The sequence below is a fragment of the Ktedonobacter sp. SOSP1-85 genome, from assembly GCF_016587415.1.
Taxonomy (GTDB): Bacteria; Chloroflexota; Ktedonobacteria; order Ktedonobacterales; family Ktedonobacteraceae; genus Ktedonobacter.
Genome location: NZ_BNJI01000002.1, coordinates 1030699 through 1048765, shown reverse-complemented (window position 1 = coordinate 1048765; position 18067 = coordinate 1030699). Strand labels below are relative to the sequence as shown.

12 protein-coding genes and 3 pseudogenes are annotated in these 18067 nt (G+C 53.4%); 9 read left to right on the top strand and 6 right to left on the bottom strand.

Annotated elements, in window-relative coordinates:
* Positions 1–34 precede the first annotated feature (34 nt).
* Positions 35–607: pseudogene (locus KTE_RS32765) on the top strand (Type 1 glutamine amidotransferase-like domain-containing protein); the annotation flags it as partial.
* Between the two features lie 3 nt (positions 608–610).
* On the opposite strand, the pseudogene KTE_RS49920 reads toward KTE_RS32765, so the two are convergent.
* Positions 611–703: pseudogene (locus tag KTE_RS49920) on the bottom strand (IS5/IS1182 family transposase); the annotation flags it as partial.
* Positions 704–1406: 703 nt separating this feature from the next.
* Between KTE_RS49920 and KTE_RS32760 the strand changes: the two are divergent.
* Complete coding sequence (locus tag KTE_RS32760; protein WP_201389049.1) at positions 1407–2267, top strand: hypothetical protein; 861 nt, start codon at positions 1407–1409, stop codon at positions 2265–2267.
* Between the two features lie 422 nt (positions 2268–2689).
* Here KTE_RS32760 and KTE_RS32755 read toward each other — a convergent pair.
* The 5 genes and pseudogenes from KTE_RS32755 to KTE_RS32735 all read right to left on the bottom strand — a co-directional run.
* Positions 2690–3157: pseudogene (locus KTE_RS32755) on the bottom strand (hypothetical protein); the annotation flags it as partial.
* 155 nt (positions 3158–3312) lie between these two features.
* A complete protein-coding gene (locus tag KTE_RS32750; RefSeq protein WP_201389048.1) occupies positions 3313–5001 on the bottom strand; it encodes a serine hydrolase in 1689 nt (562 codons plus the stop codon).
* Positions 5002–5129: 128 nt separating this feature from the next.
* The gene (locus KTE_RS32745) at positions 5130–5489 is read right to left on the bottom strand and encodes a hypothetical protein (RefSeq protein ID WP_201389047.1); all 360 of its coding nucleotides are present in this window, start codon (positions 5487–5489) and stop codon (positions 5130–5132) included.
* A gap of 470 nt (positions 5490–5959) precedes the next feature.
* Positions 5960–6907 (bottom strand): DUF6220 domain-containing protein, encoded by a 948-nt coding sequence (locus KTE_RS32740; protein ID WP_201389046.1) that lies wholly within the window; start codon positions 6905–6907, stop codon positions 5960–5962.
* 69 nt (positions 6908–6976) lie between these two features.
* Positions 6977–7216 (bottom strand): hypothetical protein, encoded by a 240-nt coding sequence (locus tag KTE_RS32735; RefSeq protein ID WP_201389045.1) that lies wholly within the window; start codon positions 7214–7216, stop codon positions 6977–6979.
* Positions 7217–7708: 492 nt separating this feature from the next.
* Here KTE_RS32735 and iscB point away from each other — a divergent pair, with 492 nt between their 5' ends.
* From iscB to KTE_RS49060, 7 genes are all read left to right on the top strand, one after another.
* Positions 7709–9070, top strand: a complete 1362-nt coding sequence (iscB, locus tag KTE_RS32730; RefSeq protein ID WP_236600762.1) for an RNA-guided endonuclease IscB — start codon at positions 7709–7711, stop codon at positions 9068–9070.
* 143 nt (positions 9071–9213) lie between these two features.
* Positions 9214–10692, top strand: a complete 1479-nt coding sequence (locus tag KTE_RS32725; RefSeq protein ID WP_307812048.1) for an FAD-binding oxidoreductase — start codon at positions 9214–9216, stop codon at positions 10690–10692.
* 65 nt (positions 10693–10757) lie between these two features.
* Complete coding sequence (locus tag KTE_RS32720; protein ID WP_201389042.1) at positions 10758–11522, top strand: PIG-L deacetylase family protein; 765 nt, start codon at positions 10758–10760, stop codon at positions 11520–11522.
* Positions 11523–11541: 19 nt separating this feature from the next.
* Positions 11542–12699 (top strand): beta-galactosidase, encoded by a 1158-nt coding sequence (locus tag KTE_RS32715; protein WP_201389041.1) that lies wholly within the window; start codon positions 11542–11544, stop codon positions 12697–12699.
* 176 nt (positions 12700–12875) lie between these two features.
* Positions 12876–14306 carry an IS701 family transposase gene (locus KTE_RS32710; protein WP_201389039.1) on the top strand — a complete coding sequence of 477 codons (1431 nt, stop codon included), beginning with the start codon at positions 12876–12878 and terminating at the stop codon, positions 14304–14306.
* 246 nt (positions 14307–14552) lie between these two features.
* Positions 14553–16445 carry an ATP-binding protein gene (locus tag KTE_RS32705; RefSeq protein ID WP_201389037.1) on the top strand — a complete coding sequence of 631 codons (1893 nt, stop codon included), beginning with the start codon at positions 14553–14555 and terminating at the stop codon, positions 16443–16445.
* Between the two features lie 735 nt (positions 16446–17180).
* Positions 17181–17303: a hypothetical protein gene (locus KTE_RS49060; RefSeq protein ID WP_255552921.1), complete on the top strand. Its 123-nt coding sequence runs from the start codon at positions 17181–17183 to the stop codon at positions 17301–17303.
* Positions 17304–18067: the final 764 nt, after the last annotated feature.

Here is an 18067-nt window from a genome sequence, read left to right as displayed (position 1 = left end):
AAAGGCTCCCATTCAATCGGCAAGGGGAGGCATCATGAAATTTCTGCTCACCTCTAGCGGCATCTCCAACACCAGTATTCGTGACGCGCTGGTCGACCTCCTAGGCAAACCGATTGCCGAGTCCAGCGCCCTCGTCATTCCCACTGCGTGGTACGCTTACCCCGGCGGTCTTGCTGGAGTCTACCAGTTGATCCACGGAGTGGCCAAGAGCCCCTTTTGCGAATTGGGGTGGAAGTCGTTGGGAGTACTGGAGCTCACCGCTCTCCCCAGTATCAAGAAAGAGAATTGGGTTCCTCTGGTCCAAGAGGTTGACGCCCTGCTGGTTGGAGGAGGTGAGGTGTTTTATCTGTGCTATTGGATGTGGCAATCGGGATTGGCGGACCTCTTGCCAACGCTGCGGCGCGAGGCAGTCTATGTGGGGCTGAGCGGTGGGAGTATGGTGGTCACCCCCCCCATCGGAGTCTACGACGACCCTAAATTGACGGAGAGCCGCAGCGACAGAATGCTGGGGCTAGTTGACTTTACGTTGCTTCCGCACCTGGATGCCGAGTATTTGCCGGACAATTCCATGGCCAACGCAGAAAGATGGGCCGCCGGGATACCAGTACCGGCGTATGCGATCGACGATCAGACCGCCATCAAAGTGATCGACGGCACCGTCGAAGTCGTCTCCGAGGGCCATTGGAAACGGTTTATGCCCTAAGTTCCGGGGCAGTTTCGGATTGTTTAATGCTGCCTCTACCGCTGCCCGTCAAGTCAGATTCGAACACATTGTTTTTGCTCCTCTACCACAAAAGCTTTTTTGTCTGCATGTACATTAAACAGTATGCGCTTGTCAGAAACGGATTAAGAGTGTATTGACCAGCGATGGATTCTCGACAGGGGCGCTATGTCCTACGTGAGGAATACTATGGAATTGAGCATCTGGCAGGGATGCATAGAGCTGACGAAGGATATTGACCTGTAAGGAAGGCTATTTGCCATCACAATTCTCGTTTGCTTTAATGACTCAAGTGTGACCTCACTTCTGACCCTCCGCTCTGTAGAATGACATCGCTTTGGGTTACATTACTCGTGAGGCAAACACCTTGTCAAAGTAAGATCTTTAGTGAGTCAATTCGGATAAAGATGTATCCACCGTTTAGCCGAGTGTGCCAGTAGCGAGCTCCACCAGGTCCTATCTCGCGCCGCTCATTTTCTGTTTTAACTGCCTGTATGTTAGAATAGAAGCTACACTGGCCCCGATAGATCACTGCCAGCGTTCAATGGTTCTTACCTGGCCTTTGATTTGCCGATGCGGTTATCTGCATAGCTTTGCTCACCAAATGATGACCGTAGATGATGACATGCTAAAAATGATCAATACATATATATAGCACTATTATCATTAATAGGAGAATGAGCATTTGAGTAAAACTATACCACCACGTGAGCCGGAGACGGATTCCGCATTCCCCAATCCCTCCCTTGCACCCACAGGTTATCAGTCCATACAGAGCAATGCCGTCCAGCCCGGGCAGCGCGCCTTACAATTTCTGAAAAAGGTTCCTGAGGTCACGGTCTATTTCTGGATTATCAAGCTGTTGACCACGGCCATGGGTGAGGTCACTTCAGATTTTCTTGTGAATCACCTGGCGCCAGAGATCGCGGTCGGCCTTGGCTTTATTGGCTTTGTGGTGGCGCTGGTATTGCAGTTCGTGGTGCGCCGCTATGTACCCTGGATCTACTGGCTGGCCGCCGCCATGGTGGCCGTCTTTGGGACGATGGCCGCTGACGTGCTGCACGTCGGGCTAGGGGTTCCATATACGGTATCCAGCACGCTCTTCCTGGTCGCGCTGGTCGTCATTTTTGCCGTCTGGTATCGGAGCGAGAAGACGCTCTCCATTCATAGCATTTACACACGTCGGCGCGAGCTCTTCTACTGGGCCACGGTCGTCGTGACTTTTGCGCTTGGCACTGCTGTGGGCGATCTCGCCGCGATGACCGTTCATCTAGGCTATTTCGCCTCTGGTGTGCTGTTCGTCGTCTTGATCGCCCTGCCAGCCCTGGCGTACTGGCGGCTTGGTCTGAATGAGATTGCGGCCTTCTGGCTGGCCTATATCCTGACCAGGCCGCTTGGGGCCTCATTTGCCGACTGGGCAGGCAAGGAGCCGAGCGCTGGCGGCGCTGGCCTGGGTACGGGCTGGGTCAGCCTGGCTCTGACCATCCTGATCATCACCTTTGTGGCGTATGTGACCGTTACGCGCAAGGATGTCAAGAGCGCGTAAGATGCAATGGTTCATCTCTCCTGCCGAAGAGCAGTGGAGATGAACCATATTTTGAGAGGCGACCAGTGCTCTTTTAATGAATCGATCTTGATCTAAGAAACATTCCTCTCTGGCTCTGAGTCCACCACGGTTTCGGTGTCCTAGTGGCCTTGATCGGTGGCCCTGGACTCGGCCTTCGCTTTATCCTTCAACCATACATTAGCAAAATCGCGGTTCACATGAGCAGCCTTCGCCAGTGCGCCCACTGATATTTCTTTGCCCCTCTGCAAGCATCGCCTGATAGGTTGCCTCTAGAAGTTCTCTTTCAGCTAGCATGTGTTCCTCTGCCTGTAACTCTCTTCGATGGGTTATTCTTGTTGAGCTTTCGTAGAGCAATAATTGTTTCTTTTATCTGTCGCTGTGATATGACAACTAGATCATTCAGTGCCAAGCGCGAACGTCGCCATGACCGTGGCCCAGTAGAATAGCTCACGGCGGCGCGTGTAGATGCTATGGATGGATAGCGTCTTCTCGCTTAGATACCAGACGGCAAAAATGACGACCAGTGAGACCAGAAATAGGACGCTTGATACGATATACGGAACACCAAGCCCGACGTGTAGTACATCGGCAGCCATCGTGCCAAATACGGCGACCATGGCAGCGGCCAGCCAGTAGATCCAGGGTACATAGCGGCGCACCACGAACTGCAATACCAACGCCACTACAAATCCAATGAACCCGAGGCCAACTGCGATTTCCGGAGCCAGGTGATTCACAAGAAAGTCTGAGGTCACCTCGCCCATGGCAGTAGTCAACAATTTAATGATCCAGAAATAAACCGTTATTTCAGGAACCTTTTTCAGGGCTTGTAAAGCGAGTTGCCCGGGCTGGACAGCATTACCCTGCAAAGGTGGATAATTAGTGGGCGAAAGGGAAGGGTTGGGGAATGCGGAATTTGTATCTGGCTGCTGTGGTGGTATGGTTTTACTCAAATGCTCATTCTCCTACGAACGACAATACATACAATATTTACTCATTGACATTATTAGTAATTATTATGTAATTACCCTACGCGTTCAAAGCGCAGACGCTCACAGGCATCCCCCCTATGGCTGCGAAAGACGAAGGCGCGAATAGTACCTTCGGGATTCCGCTGAAACTCGATCACTACATCATCAACCCAGGGATCATATTTGTAGCAGAGATCACCTACGGTAGGCTCGAAAGCGAGGTCCAGGCCGCAACGGTGGCGATTGCGATTGCGCAGGCAGACGTGTCCATCCTCGATGCGCACATCATAGGTAGTGGCAAGTTCCTCACAACGATAGATTCCCGCGTAGGCCTGCGCCTCAGGCTCGCTCAGGGGCGAAGAGCGGAAAGGAAGAAAGGTCCAGGTACGCTCGCCACGAGAGACCTCCAGGTGAGCATGCGCACCACTTTTCCCGGGAATGGCTTTGACCTGGTAGCTTCCATCAGAGATCTCAAAGGTGTACTTTTCACGCGGCAACAGCTCGACCTCATCAAGGCCATTGACGGTAACACGCAGGCGGCCATCTACATCCGCTATTTGCCAGACATAGGCATTCTCAGGACAATGATAGGAACCTGTCACACACGCACGCTCCGTCTTGCTCAGTACATATGACGATACGCTTGCGACAGGTGTGGATGGTTGCTCAGGCTCGCCGCGCAGGATAGCCCGCAGGCGCCCGGTATACTCCCAGGGCAGCAGGCGCGAGGTGTTGGAGAGGATGAAAAGGGAGAGGCGCTCTTCGACATAGTACTCACAAACCGCGACATAGCCACAGGTCCACCCCCGATGATCAATGAAAGGCGCGCCATTCCTGGTCCCCACACATAGCCCATAGGCATAGCCCGTGCTTGTCCCATCAAACAAGCTACCAGGAGTCAGATAGCGTTCTATAAGCTCTGGTCTGCCCTGTCCCAGGCGGTTAGCTGAGAGATTCTGATACCAGAGTACCAGGTCCTCGATACAACTCCACACGCCATCATCACCAGTCAGCTCTAACTCGTTGGTACAGGTAAAATGGGTTGCTTCACCCATATCAAACTGGTCGCTTCCTGGCTCTTCATTGCGCAGGGGAAAGCGACCATAGCCAGTCGCGCGATGCTTGATAGGTAGAGAGTGATTCTCGCGGAAACAGGTACTCTGCATGCCCAGGGGCGCAAAAATATGCTTCTGGCTAAACTGGCCCAGGGTCTGACCCGTAATACGCTCAATCACCAGCGAGAGTAGGAAGTAATTAGAATTCGAGTAGTGAAAGCGCTCGCCAGGCTGAAAAATCAGCTCGCGCTGTGCCAGAAGAATCTCTAGCGCCTCGTCCCGGCTCAAGTAGTCGTGAAATTTGACGCCCGCCAGGAAGAGCGCGAGCACATAGTAGTCGCGAATGCCGCTATACTGGTGCAGCAGATGAGCCAGCGTAATACGCGGACCATAATCGGGGAACTCTGGCAAGTATGTGCGAATATCATCCTCAAGCGAGAGGAGCCCGGCCTCTTCCAACAGGGCGATGCACATCCCTGTAAACTGTTTCGCCAGCGAGGCCAGGCAGAAAACGGTACGCGGCGTAATCGGCACATCATGCTCCAGGTTCGCCACTCCATACCCCCGCTTAAAGATCAGCTCTCCATCGCACAGAACGCCAACTGCGCAACCCGGAGTATCCTCCTGATTGTATGTCTGAAACAGGGCATCAATCTTCTCCTCGACCTGCTGCTCTAATATCATCATAACCTTCATTCCCGGATCTCTAAATCAAATCAGGCCCTTATTGTCTTCAATGCGTAGCAAGCTGTCAAGAGCCCGCTACTGGCGTACGCGGCTACTGTAGGAGCGTGACCATTCGTAAATAGCGTACATTATGCCAGGTGAGAGGCATGGCGCAGGATATCCTGTCCAAGCGCTGTCTTCTGCCAGGAAGGAGAGAGAGGTAGAGCTATCTGCATGCGCGTATCTTTGGGATCGGTAATCTCGATAGGTTTGTTTGGAGAGGGAGCACCCACAATGGCGGCCTGCTGCTTGTACACCGCCTCCTCAACTGTCATAGTCATAAGCACCTGTTTAAGCCAGATAGAAGGAGGAGTCTTATCATGTTGCCCCTCAACCCTGTCGATATTCTCCCAGGGAGTATAGAGAATATACTGCCCCGAGAAATAAATCAGTCCCTTATGCCCAACAACATAGTAGGGAGATTGTAGTAATTTTACTAAAGGGTTCACTTGGGCTACTGGAAGGCACGTCAAAATACATGTTACTAGCCTGAATATATCGTGATAAATTAAAGACAAGATTGAACCCCCGAGCACTGATATCCCCAAACCAATAGGTAAACTATACATAAATTGCTTTCGAATATTAGGATCACGGTACATCCTGGCTTCGCCCAGCAGGTAAGCATACCAATTCGTTGTCTGCATATTCAGTTTTTCCTGGCAAATAAACTTCTCCTACGCCTACTTGCCAGTGTACACGAACACATCCCGCTTAACAAGAGAGTAGCCGCGTACGCCAGGACGCAGCCCCAGTAGACGCGTACGCCAGTAGCGGGCTAGCGGATGCTATTATAGACCGCCACCCAGTCGATTGAGCTATTATCCGCCCTCAACCATACAGTTAGGCCTATTAGGCTGGTATGGGCAGCGGGCAGGCATAAAGCACGGCCCATACCAGCCTTTTCGCTTTGGCGAGATCAGGAAACCTGTCGTTTCTCCGCTGAGAAGAAGTCGCGTGACACCTGAGGGACCCATTGCAACGTGGCGCAGGACAGAATCATCAGGATCATGAGAATCTGGACAAAAACAGCGTAGATCCGTTGATTGGGAGCCAGGACCGCCGGGACATCCGTCGGCGAGAGCCATTCGTAGCATATTTCCAGAACCACAAGGCCAACTACAACGCTGCTTGCTATGCGTACCCAGTTCTTTCCTGTGCGAATCAGGAAGGCAAGGCAGGCAGTGCAGGTGCCAAAGAAGAGGTGTGCTCCTACGACGATCACCTGGATCGAGAACACTGACCCGTCGATCTCACCCTGCGAAAAACCAGGGTTCAGCGCTTTGACAGCGTTGACGACATCATTGCGATTGAGGAGAAAGAGTGTGAGGACACCCACGCTGATAAGAGTGTACAGGAGGTAGCCTCCGGTCGCCAGATTGATCTCCAGCGGCACCTGATGACGGGGGAGTACGTCATCAGGAAGCGCTTTTGCTGTCTGTGCTTGTTCCATTTCAGGACTCTTCTTCCCTATCATTTGCCATCCTTGAACGATCAGGATCACGTTCAGACCAAACAGCAGCATGGCGTTAGACGGATGCAGTGCGGCCAGAAACGGAACGCTTCTGGCGAAACCTGCCAGCGTCACCTGGAGCAGCGTCAGCACGAAAAGCACCGCACTCCAGATGGTCATTTTGCCAGGCAATCGCGCCAGCAATGCCGCTAGTGGTAACAGCAGCGTTAGCAGCAACAGCAGCAGTCCCAGTCCACCGTGTGTTGCTCGTCCCCAGGCCATGCCCGCAAATATCGAAGTTCCAATGAGAAAGCCTTCTATCAAGATACCCAGTAAGATCAGTCCAGCCAGTGTCAGATAGAAAAGGAGCATTCGGGAGTGTGTCACAGGCGTTTTTTTGTGCGATACTTGCATAACAATCTCCTTTACCTGATAAAGCGAAAATATCCCAATTTTTATGCATTGTCGTATTTCATAATCTCTTCACGGAAATGAAGAGTCAGGTGGCAAATACACTACAAGTTTCACTTCGAGCTGCCCTGTTTCGAGCTTCGTAAGGATCTGTTCCAATGCCTGTGGTAGCGCGAGCAGCGCTCTGCTGGCACTCAGTAGTTGGCCGAGGAGTTGTTGAACGTTCTGTTCTATGTTGCTTTCTCCATGACCAACCGTAGTATAGTGCCTGGAAGTGACGGGAAGATGAACATGCTCTCCTTTTTTTGTCATCGTTCTGTCATCTTGCTTGCTTCTGGAAGTCTACAGTAGCGCAAGCGAAAACTCTTATGGTCTCTAAAGCGGAAGATAAGATGAGGCATTTATGACAAATCTATGACAAAACAGGGTGGCAGAATTCATGATCTGGTCATCTTTTGTCTCTATACTGTGTTTATTCCCGCAGATTACGAGTCAACGACCCCACGCGTAGAACGCGGGGGCTTGCTCCCGTGGTTGACGTTGGTCCCGTTGTCCAGCCTGAGATGCTGATCCCGCAGGCCGGGAGAGGACGCATCTACGTTCGGAAGATCATGGCACCCAGGGACGCCACCTCAGTCCCAGGCTCTGCCGTTGGTGGTTAAAAGCCCGTCGGGGTGTCGGGCGGTGCGCCAACAAACAAGTCTTCTGTAACCGTGGCGAGAGGGGTCATCTGGGCACGCCTGGCTCAGGTGCGTCACCAGCCCCTTACGGGGGCCTCTTCGGAGGCAGAAAGGATCCATTCGTATGTCCGTGTTTGTCGTGGATCGGCACCATCAACCGCTGATGCCATGCTCGGAGAAACGGGCACGGCTCTTGCTGGCGCGCAAGCGAGCAGTGGTGCATCGACACGTTCCCTTTGTCATTCGTCTCACTGATCGAACGCGCGAGCAGAGCGAGGTTCAGCCCGTCGCGCTCAAACTGGACCCTGGGTCCAAAACCAGCGGGATGGCGCTGGTGCGAGTTGAGCAGCGAGAGGAAGGTGACGTCCATCATGCGCTTCATCTTGCTAACCTGTCCCATCGAGGCGAGCAGGTGCATCAGGCGCTCATGCAGCGGCGAGGCTACCGCAGGCGACGCCGAACGGCCAACCTGCGGTATCGTGCCGCGCGCTTTGCCAACCGCAGGCGACCAGCAGGGTGGTTGCCGCCCAGTCTGCGCTCTCGCATTGGCAATGTCCTCACCTGGGCCACCCGTTTGCAGACGTGGACCCCTCTGACGCGCATCGAGGTCGAGCGCGTCAAGTTTGACATGCTCCTGATGCAGCATCCCGAAGTCAGCGGGATTGCCTATCAACGAGGCGAGCTTGTTGGCTGGGAGATCCGGGCCTATCTGCTCGAAAAGTTCGCCCGGCGCTGTGTGTACTGCGGCAAGCAGAACGTGCCCTTTGAGATCGATCATGTGCTACCTCGCTCTCGTGGGGGATCGCATCGCGTGTCCAATCTGGTGCTCAGTTGCCATGCCTGCAATCAAGCCAAAGGCAATCAGACCGCCGTCGAGTTTGGGCATGCGGAGGTGCAGAAGCAAGCCAGGGTCCCTCTCAAAGACGCCGCGGCGGTCAATGCGACGCGTTTCGCGCTGGTGGAAGCCTTACGAGCATTGGGGTTGCCTGTTGGGACCTGGAGCGGTGGGCGCACGAGATGGAACCGAGATCGCTTTGGTGTCGAGAAGGAGCACTGTCTGGATGCGCTGTGTGTTGGCGACCTGGTGGGAGTGACGCGAGAGCGAAGCCAGATGCTGCTCATCCAGGCGCAGGGGCGTGGCAGCTACCAGCGCACCAATGTGAATGGCTCAGGCTTTCCCGTGAGTTATTTCACACGAGACAAGCGCATCCGAGGTTTTGCGACAGGGGATCTGGTGCGGGCTGAGGTGCCCCAGCTGCCCAAGCCACTCAAAACCGAAGGCACGCATGTGGGGCGGGTCGCCGTGCGAGCGTCAGGCTCCTTCCGTGTGGGAAAGCGCGACGGTATCAATGCCAAATATTGTGTTGTGCTGCAACGGGCCGATGGCTATGCCTACGGACAGGCCCCTTGCCCCAACCCCCAACAAGGAACGCCTGCTTCCTCCTCATCTTTGAAAAGAGGGGCATCCGCAGGCGGTGGTTGGTGAATAGAGAAAAAGGTATCAGAAGAGTGAGCTTCTGGAAAGTTCAGCCCAACCTCGCTATTAGGTTCAGAGGGCCTTTCTATCCCATTCCCTGTTGTTCTGATCCAACCTCGTCGATCTCTGACGGGATCGGCCTGCCCTTTATAATGTTGAATGCCAGGCAACAGGCATTTTTGGAAACAACGCAAATGAATACAATAGATGCAAAAAATGAAGCTAATGATACGGCTCTGGTGTGGAAGCAAGCTTCCTTCGTGAGCTGGAGTATGACGAAACGGTCCCCTTGTTATGTCTGCAAGGTGAGGGATGTCGCTGAAATCATGCAAGCGCTCACTATTGCACGCATGTATGGCCTCTCAGTAATTACACATGGCGCAGGACATAGCTATACAGATGCGGCTCTGAATACAGATGGGGTGATCATCGATGTAACAGATATGCGACGCATCCTTTCCTGGGACCCTGAGCAAGGGATCATGCAGGTTGAGCCAGGGGTGACCTTGCGCGACATCGTTCGTGTTGCCATGCCAGATTGCTGGTGGCCGCCTGTTACTCCATCTACGGCCGATGCTACTATTGGTGGCTGTGTTGCTATGAATGTACATGGAAAAAATGCCTGGAAATATGGTTCTTTCGGGGAGCATTTGCTATCTCTTACGGTATTGCTGGCAAGCGGACAGACGCTCACGCTTTCGCCCATTAGCCATCCTGAACTTTTCCGCGCTTTTGTAGGGAGCGCCGGTTTATTAGGTATCATTACCAGTGTTACGCTACAATTGCAACGTATTCCTTCTGGATATGTCGATATATGTGTACAACCAGCTGCCTCATTAGGCGAGATCTTGAGGATATTCCAGGAAGAGCAGGCGGCGGATTACCTGGAAGCCTGGGTGAATGGCTTTGCCAGTGGCTGCTGTCTAGGCCAGGGAATCGTCACTTCTGCCACATATAGTGCTGTGTATGATGACGCCAGTTTGCAGATTCCAGGGCCTCATCTACCAGAACAATTCAAGGGGAGATTGGCCCGCTGGATCAGCACAATATATAGGCCAGCTGTGAAGGGCAGTGTGCGCACTGCGAACGGCGTAATGTATAAATGGAGTAAATGCTGGGGAAGAAAAGTAATTCGACAAAGATCGCTGTTTCGCTCTACTTATTATCCACCTGCTGTGTTTACAACCTATCGGGCTCTTCTTCCTCAAGGTACGGAGACATTTCAGGCATTTGTCCCGTCTGCTCTGGCAGAGCGTCTTTTCAATGAAATTATACGACGTTCGCAGGAGAACAACTTTATCCCACTCTGGTGCATCATAAAGCGGCATCGCCAGGACCCCTTCCTCCTGAGCTATCAGGTTGATGGCTTCTCTCTGGAGGTCAATTATCAGGTTGATCCTCGGACAGCGCAAAAGTTACGTAAGATGTTGCTGGAATTGATGGATCTCGTGATCGCAGCTGGAGGAAGATTCTATCTTGCAAAAGATTCTCTGCTCACCGATATTCCCTATCGGAGGAGCGTTGGAGATACCGCCGTTGAAACATTTCTCCATCTCAAGCAGATGTACGATCCTGAAATGCTGTTCCAATCAGATCTGTTTCATCGCGTGTTCCAGGCATCTCTCCGGTGAATAAGGAAAGGTATATCGTCGTTTAGAGAGGAAAGAGCAGGAAGAGAACGATGTGGACCCTCTTGATGATTTTCCTGATCATCCCTATTCTCTGGATTGCAGGATTTCTTATTGTTACGGATTTTTCGGTTCCTTTAAGAGATGGGCGGCCATTTCACCATATACTCGTGATTTTCCCTCATGCGGATGATGAGGCTATCAGTTGCGCAGGTTTTCTCCACCAGATAGCGAGAAGCGGATGTGCAGTAACGCTGGTGCTTTTGACTGGGGGAGAAAGAGGAACATCGAAGGCTACTTTGAGTCTGGGGCTCAAAGACATTCGCGTACAAGAAGCGCGGGCAGCAGCAACGATCCTGGGAATCTCCAGGCTTATCCAGGAGGACTTTGGAGATGGAACATTGTACGCGAAAAGACCGGAACTGACAATGTTCCTTGATACGCTTATCCAGCAGGAGCAACCTGATCTTCTTATTACTTATGATCTCGCCGGCTTCTATGGCCATCCGGATCATATTGTATGTGCAGAGATTATCACCACGTTGAAAAAAAGCAGATTTCGAGAGATTCCTTTATGGTATGTAACATTTCCTGAGATCGTGCTGGCAAGAGTCCGTCTGCCGGAACATATCGGCACAAATTCCCAGGTGCGAGAAAAACAGGCCTTGCCCACGCATAAAATATTCATTGGGAGCAGTGTGTTGCCAAAGATCAAATCGTGGTATACGTATAAGAGCCAGCGAGCCTCTTTGACAAAGGGCATCGGGAAGCTTCTCCCTATCTGGTTTTTCCTTGCCACGATGCTTTTTGAGTACTTTGCCGAGGCGAATTAGTGCAAAGGGAAGGACCTATATGGAGAGAAAAGAACAAATCTCGCGAACTGTCGGCACTGCCAGCAAGCTCGCGCTACCACTCGTATCAGAGTTTCGCTTGAAGCAAGCAACGCAGCCCCTGACAGATGCATGGCAACGCCTCCCCATTGAACCTCGTCATTCCACGTTGCTTGGCATAAGCTTTCGCTTGCCACAAATTACTGCGTTCGGCTTAGATGCGCGCTCCACTCTGCAAACATTGCTTGGCTACCCGTTTCAATTCATTCGCCTGGGAGCCTATTGGAATCGCATTGAGCCCGAACCAGGAGCATTCTCTCCTGATGAGCTCGATTGGCAGATTGATGCTGCCGAACGAGCGGGAAAGCAGATCATTTTATGCGTTGGCCCATTAAAAACCTTTGGCTATCCCGAGTTCTTTGTGCCTGCGCATCATTTGAGCTCCCCTTTCCCTGAGCATACTCTCATCAAACCATCCGCTTATCCCTCACTTCTCGAAGCTGCAACTACATTCATCACCCGTCTCGTAGAGCGATATAAGCAGCGGAAAAGCATTGTCGCGTGGCAACTCGAGCACGAAGCCGTTGATCCTCTTGGCATAGAACACAGCTGGCGTCTGGATGCCGCCTTTGTCGCAAAAGAAGTTGAAGCACTCAGAAAAGCTGATCCCGACAGACCAGTTATGATGAACGGCTTTTTGCCGACCTCTTTGCTGGTGTATCTCTCTCAATGGTGGCAAACGCGTGATCAGGGTGACTCACTTGCGGTGGCGCAGCATCTGGCGGATATTGTTGGGATCGACTACTATCCGCGTCATGCTCTGCTGGCACTTGGCACCAGAACTCTGTATCTGGATGGAAGCCGGAGCCCCTGGCAGCACCGCAGACGGAAGCAATTGTTCACAACTGCCCAAGCTCATGGACAAAAGCTGATGATTACTGAGGGGCAGGCGGAGCCGTGGGAGACGGTGACGACACCGCCCAGCCCATCCGGGCAAGGCATGTATAGTTGTTTGCCAGAGCAGGTCATCGCCAACTACAACACCTGCATACGCAGGTCTCAGCAAGAAACTCCCCTGTATGCATATCTCTTCTGGGGAGCAGAGTATTGGCTGCTCCGCGAACAATGCGCTGACTCAAGCTATCTCCAGGCATTTGCGCGTATTCTCGAACAGGCCTGACGCGTTCCAACCCACGTCCCTCACCTCAATCTCTCGAATACCTCAACCTTTCTTCGAGAGATGCAGATTGCACAGGGTTCATGCCTCTCCGCTCCCCTCCTACCGGTACTTTGTTGACGAGGGTGGAAGGGGGAGTAGAATGAAGGGAGAAGAAGAGAGAAGGAGGAGAGAAGAAGATGACGAGACGCATCGAGGTCGCCGCAGCTCCAGGACCACTGGAGGACTATGCGAGGTCCTTTGACCCCATCTTTGGCAAGAGCAATCAGCGTGAAGGGTTTCGGCGCTATCTTGAGGGGCTCTTACTGCCAAGCGAGCGAAATAAGACCCTCACCGGGCTGGTCAACACGGAGCCACTGGTAGGAGCGCACCAGCCACGAGCGCAAGCCTTACAATGGTTTCTCTCCGAGTCGGACTGGGATGAGCGCAAGGTGCAAGCCGAGCGGCTCACCATATTGCGCGAGGATCCCACCACAACACCGACCAAGGACGGGGTCCTGGTCATTGATGAGACAGGGGATCGCAAGGATGGTCACAAAACGGCTCATGTGAGTCGGCAGTACCTGGCCAATGTGGGCAAGATTGACAATGGCGTGGTCTCCGTCAGCAGTGTATGGGCCGACGAGCGCGTCTACTACCCGCTGGATGTCGAACCCTACACCCCGGCGCTCTATTTTGCCAAGGGAGAACAGGATCCTGCCTTCCGCACCAAGCTGAAGATTGCCCTACAACTGGTGCAACGAGCCGTGAGCCAAGCCCTCCCTTTTCGAGCTGTGGTGGCCGACTCCTTCTATGGCGAGGATCGCGGCTTTCGCAGTGGTTTAGCCAATCTGCAGGTCCCATATGTGCTGGCCCTCAAGCCTTCCCATGCCTGGTGGCATCCAGAAGAAGAAGCCGGAACCTTGCAAGATGTCGCCCACGAGGCTGGATGGGAGGGGAGCAAGCATCCGGGCAAGTGGGTGAATATCACCAGGACCTTCCGCGATGGGAGCCAAGAAGACTGGTGGGCGCTGGAGATCGTGGCGGGGCCATTTGGCCCAGATCAGAAGGAACGGGCCCTGGTGGTAACGACCGACCCACAGGAACTGCCTGACCTCACCACCTCATACCTGGTAACGAACCTGCCTGCCTCGGCAACATCCTCTGAAACGGAATCCTCATGGTCTCCAGCCACGGTGGAGGAAGTGATGAGGCTCTATGGGTTGCGCATGTGGATTGAACAGAGCTACAAACACGTCAAACACGCCCTGGGCTGGTCACAGTATCAGGTGAGAAGCGACACAGGGATCCGCCGGCATTGGCAATTGGTCTGTTGCGCGTTCTCCTTTTGCTGGTACCATCTCCGTCATCCGACCGTCTGTGCGACCCACGTGGTCAGCCAGCCGCCTGAGCCATCAACGGCTGCCGCCACGAGTGCCTCGTCCGTACCAGCAGACACGGGGGAAAAAAATCACCACGGCCCACGGGATGCGACCGCAGATGTCCTGGCCAGCAGCCCTTCGAGTCGTGCGGGGATGGCTCGAGCCCTGGATCATGCTCAGGCGCTATTGGAGCGGTTGGTCATCACTGCCCCCACCTCCTGCCGTGCAACGCCTCTTTCAAAGGCTTGAACGGGGGCAGGGCCTTGCTCTCTACAGCTCCGCTTGACCCTGGTCAACAAAGTACCGCTACAGCGATATTCACAAAAATTGAGCTACCTCATTATTCAGCCCTTCTCTCAAAACCAGAGTGTTCTTCCTGGCAATTATCGTGTGATGAGATTGCCATCTCTCTCTACGACGCATACAATGACCTTAGAATAATGTTCTTTTTCTCAGCTTGCAGCGTAATTGAGCATTTCCTAAAGGAGCTCTGTGGTGGATAAAAGCTCACACCATGTCACACAACGCAAACAGCAACAGGGTAGGACACCTGCAGGGGAATCCGTTCCTCATGCCCGCCCTTTGAGGGGAGCACACATGCAACTTAACCGGTTGAAAGCCACCTGGGAGTTTTTTCCGGATAGTCTTATTGCGTGTGATCGCAACCAGAAGGTTGTCCGGATCAATGCCGCTGCTCGCAAGCTCTTTGAAGTGGGCTCCGAAACTCAATGTCAAGGAAGAGACTACCAGCAGTTTCTCAAACACTACATCCGCTCTGATGAGCAGTCACCATTCGTTGCCTCAGGGCAATGGCTGATGAACCTCGCTCTTGCTGGGAAAGCAGGAGCCAGCCCGCCAGAACAGACGCTTCTGCTGGATCTGCCTTCGGGGCGCAAGATCTCAGTCTCTGTCCGCTCCTTTCCCGTGATTGATCAAGAGCGAGGCATAGAAGAAATCATCTTTGTCTTCCAGGAGCTCGCGTATTATTCTCAGGCAGTCTCCCGTCTCCAACGTGTCCACGAGTCGATGTTGGACCTGCTCAACGCGATCGCGCAGATTCCTGAACAGACGGAATCTATCTTGCCGGAAGAGACCTTCCTCCTCTCGCCTCCCGTGCTCTATGTGGCCCAGCAGGTGGTGGGTGTCATCCAGTCTGTCCTGGATTGTCACCGGGTAGGTATGCTCGCATTCGGTCATCGAACGGGCCATCTGTATTATGTCGCAGGAACTGGCTATACCGCTGAACAAGAACAGTACTGGCGGGACATTGGGGGACACTTCCATCTCTCAGAATTGCTTGACGACGCGGCATGGGCTCGCTTGGGCGCCCACCAGGAGGTCGTGATTGCGATGAATCAGGTGCACACCATTGAACGTCTCGGGAAACAACTGCCTTTTCCGGCGTCTCTTTACCCCTCGTCTCCTGGCTCCGAGACCTTCCTGTTACTTCCGCTGTTTCTGGAGCAGCAGTTGGTTGGTGCGCTGATGGTCACCACAGCGAGTTCGGAAGGAGCATACACACCAGAGGAGATCGCGCTCGTGAAAGCCGTCACCGCGCAGACCATGCTGCTTATTGAGGGGATCCACTGTTTTTACGCGCAAGAAGAGCAACAGAAGAAAGCACTTGCCCAGCAGGAGGTGAGACGCCTGGCTGGCGAATTTCTGACCCTGGCCACGCATGAACTGCGCACTCCGCTGACGGGGATCATGGGCAATCTGCAATTAGCACAGCGTCGATTGCAGACCTTAAAAAAGCAGCTCGCTCCTCTGTCTGTTCAGATCCGTGAACCCCTTGCCCATGCTCAGCGCCCCTTAGCAGCTGCCTCGCAGAGTGCCCAACTTCAGCAGCGTATCATCAATGACTTGATCGATGATGCGCGTATCCAGACCCATACGCTCACGTTGTCCTTGAACCCTGAGGATCTGGGCACCTTGCTCAGAGAGGTGGTGGCCCGGCAGCAACACGCCGCGCCAGAGCGCCCCATCGTACTGGATGCTCCGCCTTTGGAACAAGGCGTGCCCATTCTCGCCGATGCCGGGCGGATCAAGCACGTGCTTACCACCTATCTGACGAATGCATACACCTATTCTCCCCCAGGACAGCCTGTGGTGGTGCAGTTACGCATTACGGAGGCGCTCGCCCGTGTCTCAGTCCATAACGAGGGATCAGGCATTGCGAGAGACGATCTTGATCATATCTGGGAACGCTTCTATCGCGCCAAAGGCAGTGCCGTCCAGCATGAACTGGATCTGAGCTTCGGATTGGCCCTCTATTTATGCCAGGTGTTCATTGAACGGCATGAGGGGAGCGTTGGGGTACAGAGTGCTCCTGGTGAGGGCGCCACGTTCTGGTTTACCTTGCCCATCACCCCATCTCTAGGAAAATGAGACACGTTCCCTTGCCATCTGGCTCAATCTTTGTGAACACCGCTGTATCGGTATTTTGTGGACTAGGGGAATCGCGTCTGATATTGGGCGTATATTCAGAGCAATTTAAGCACAGATTGCTCTCACTTGATGGGTTTCAAATGGGGCAAAATCCCAAAGCAACAAAGTACCAGTATTGCTGTATTCCTTAATGGCGCTATCATTTCTACAAGCCGAGACCTGCGAACAGTCGACCTCTCTTTGGACTCCAGACCTCGGTTCATCGCTTTATTCATGTCATTGAGGAACGTAGTAGTATACGAACTTATTTTCTGTTGGGGAGAGAGGGAGGAAGGCAGCCAGGACTATTTAATTCTCGTGAATATAGGAAGATTCCACCTTTCTTTGAAAATTCCACTCGTCTGCGGTGCTCAGGTGGAAAGAGTCTGGATGCAAAACGAAAGAGCCGTTTTGCATCCAGACTCTTTCCACCCAGGTGAACGTAGCGAGCCGAGGTGAGAAGCGGAAGAGAAATCGATAGACCTGCCTAAATCGCTTGTGTTGTATCCATGAGGCTTTAATATGTTATAAAATTAGATTTAATAAACTATCTTGGAAAAGTCAATGATCCCCACGCATGAATGCGGGGGCTTGCCCCCCGGGTTCATGCCGTTTTCGTTGTCCAGCCGAGGTGGTGCGCCGCGTCACGAGCATCTGTATCCCTCGCACAGCGAGGATAGACTCGGAAGGAGGTCTATGGGTCAATCGGCTCACCTGGAGCGGAAACGCAAAGGGGACCTTAGCATGCCGATAACGCAGCAAAAAAAAGCGCTGCAAGACCCGCGCGATATGGCTAAACCTAAACTGGTTGAACCCTAATCCCTAAACGGAGAATGCTGGCTCTCACCGCGATGAGCGATGCCAGGGTGTGCCGCCATTTGGCACCTTGATGGTGGCAACTTCCGCACCCTGGGTGCCTGACAACGAGACAGGTATAAAGGGATGAGTAGGGGGCCTACGTCGTGCTCGATACGTACAGGAGTGACGGAACGCGGGATACCCTACAGGCCAAAAGGCCCAGGGGTACGGAGGACCCATAGTAGTCCGATCTCAGGAAAGCTGAGAACATGGCGAAGGGGTCCAGGGGATCTCAATAGCTCACACAGAGAGGTACTCGTGATGAGAAACGCCGAAACAGTGTTAGCTGTTATCCGTGATCGTGGCAGACACTCATCGTCTGCCATGAATGTCACGTCGCTATTCATGCCGGAAAGCCGACGCGACAACCTTTACGGGCATAGATCTCTGGAAAGCCGGATGAGCTGAAAGGTTCAAGTCCGGTTTGGGAAGGGGCGGATGGAGACGTACTGAGAAGCAACGCGCCAGCCGCCTACTTCACCCAGAGCCCGCAGGCAAGGCGCTGATTGGCACCAGCGTTACGCTCGTCATGACACCCAGCCGTGCTTCCTCAGCGGCTGGCGCTGTCGCTCAGCGTTAAAAGCACCCGTCGGGGTACGGGGCGGTGCGCTGAGCCAAACAAGCGAGCATAACACCGGCGAGGGGAGCGTCCTGAGTCAGCCTGCTCGGGACCGTCAAACAGCCCGGTAACGGGTCCCTCCCACGAGGGAAGAGAAAGGAGTCAC

What these genes read in the sequence shown, in the direction of transcription:
- KTE_RS32750 (WP_201389048.1), bottom strand. Translation starts at nt 5,001, where the DNA reads ATGATGATATTAGAGCAGCAGGTCGAGGAGAAGATTGATGCCCTGTTT.
- KTE_RS32740 (WP_201389046.1), bottom strand. Translation starts at nt 6,907, where the DNA reads ATGCAAGTATCGCACAAAAAAACGCCTGTGACACACTCCCGAATGCTC.
- KTE_RS32735 (WP_201389045.1), bottom strand. Translation starts at nt 7,216, where the DNA reads ATGACAAAAAAAGGAGAGCATGTTCATCTTCCCGTCACTTCCAGGCAC.
- iscB (WP_236600762.1), top strand. Translation starts at nt 7,709, where the DNA reads ATGTCCGTGTTTGTCGTGGATCGGCACCATCAACCGCTGATGCCATGC.
- KTE_RS32725 (WP_307812048.1), top strand. Translation starts at nt 9,214, where the DNA reads ATGTTGAATGCCAGGCAACAGGCATTTTTGGAAACAACGCAAATGAAT.
- KTE_RS32720 (WP_201389042.1), top strand. Translation starts at nt 10,758, where the DNA reads ATGATTTTCCTGATCATCCCTATTCTCTGGATTGCAGGATTTCTTATT.
- KTE_RS32715 (WP_201389041.1), top strand. Translation starts at nt 11,542, where the DNA reads ATGGAGAGAAAAGAACAAATCTCGCGAACTGTCGGCACTGCCAGCAAG.
- KTE_RS32710 (WP_201389039.1), top strand. Translation starts at nt 12,876, where the DNA reads ATGACGAGACGCATCGAGGTCGCCGCAGCTCCAGGACCACTGGAGGAC.
- KTE_RS49060 (WP_255552921.1), top strand. Translation starts at nt 17,181, where the DNA reads ATGGGTCAATCGGCTCACCTGGAGCGGAAACGCAAAGGGGACCTTAGC.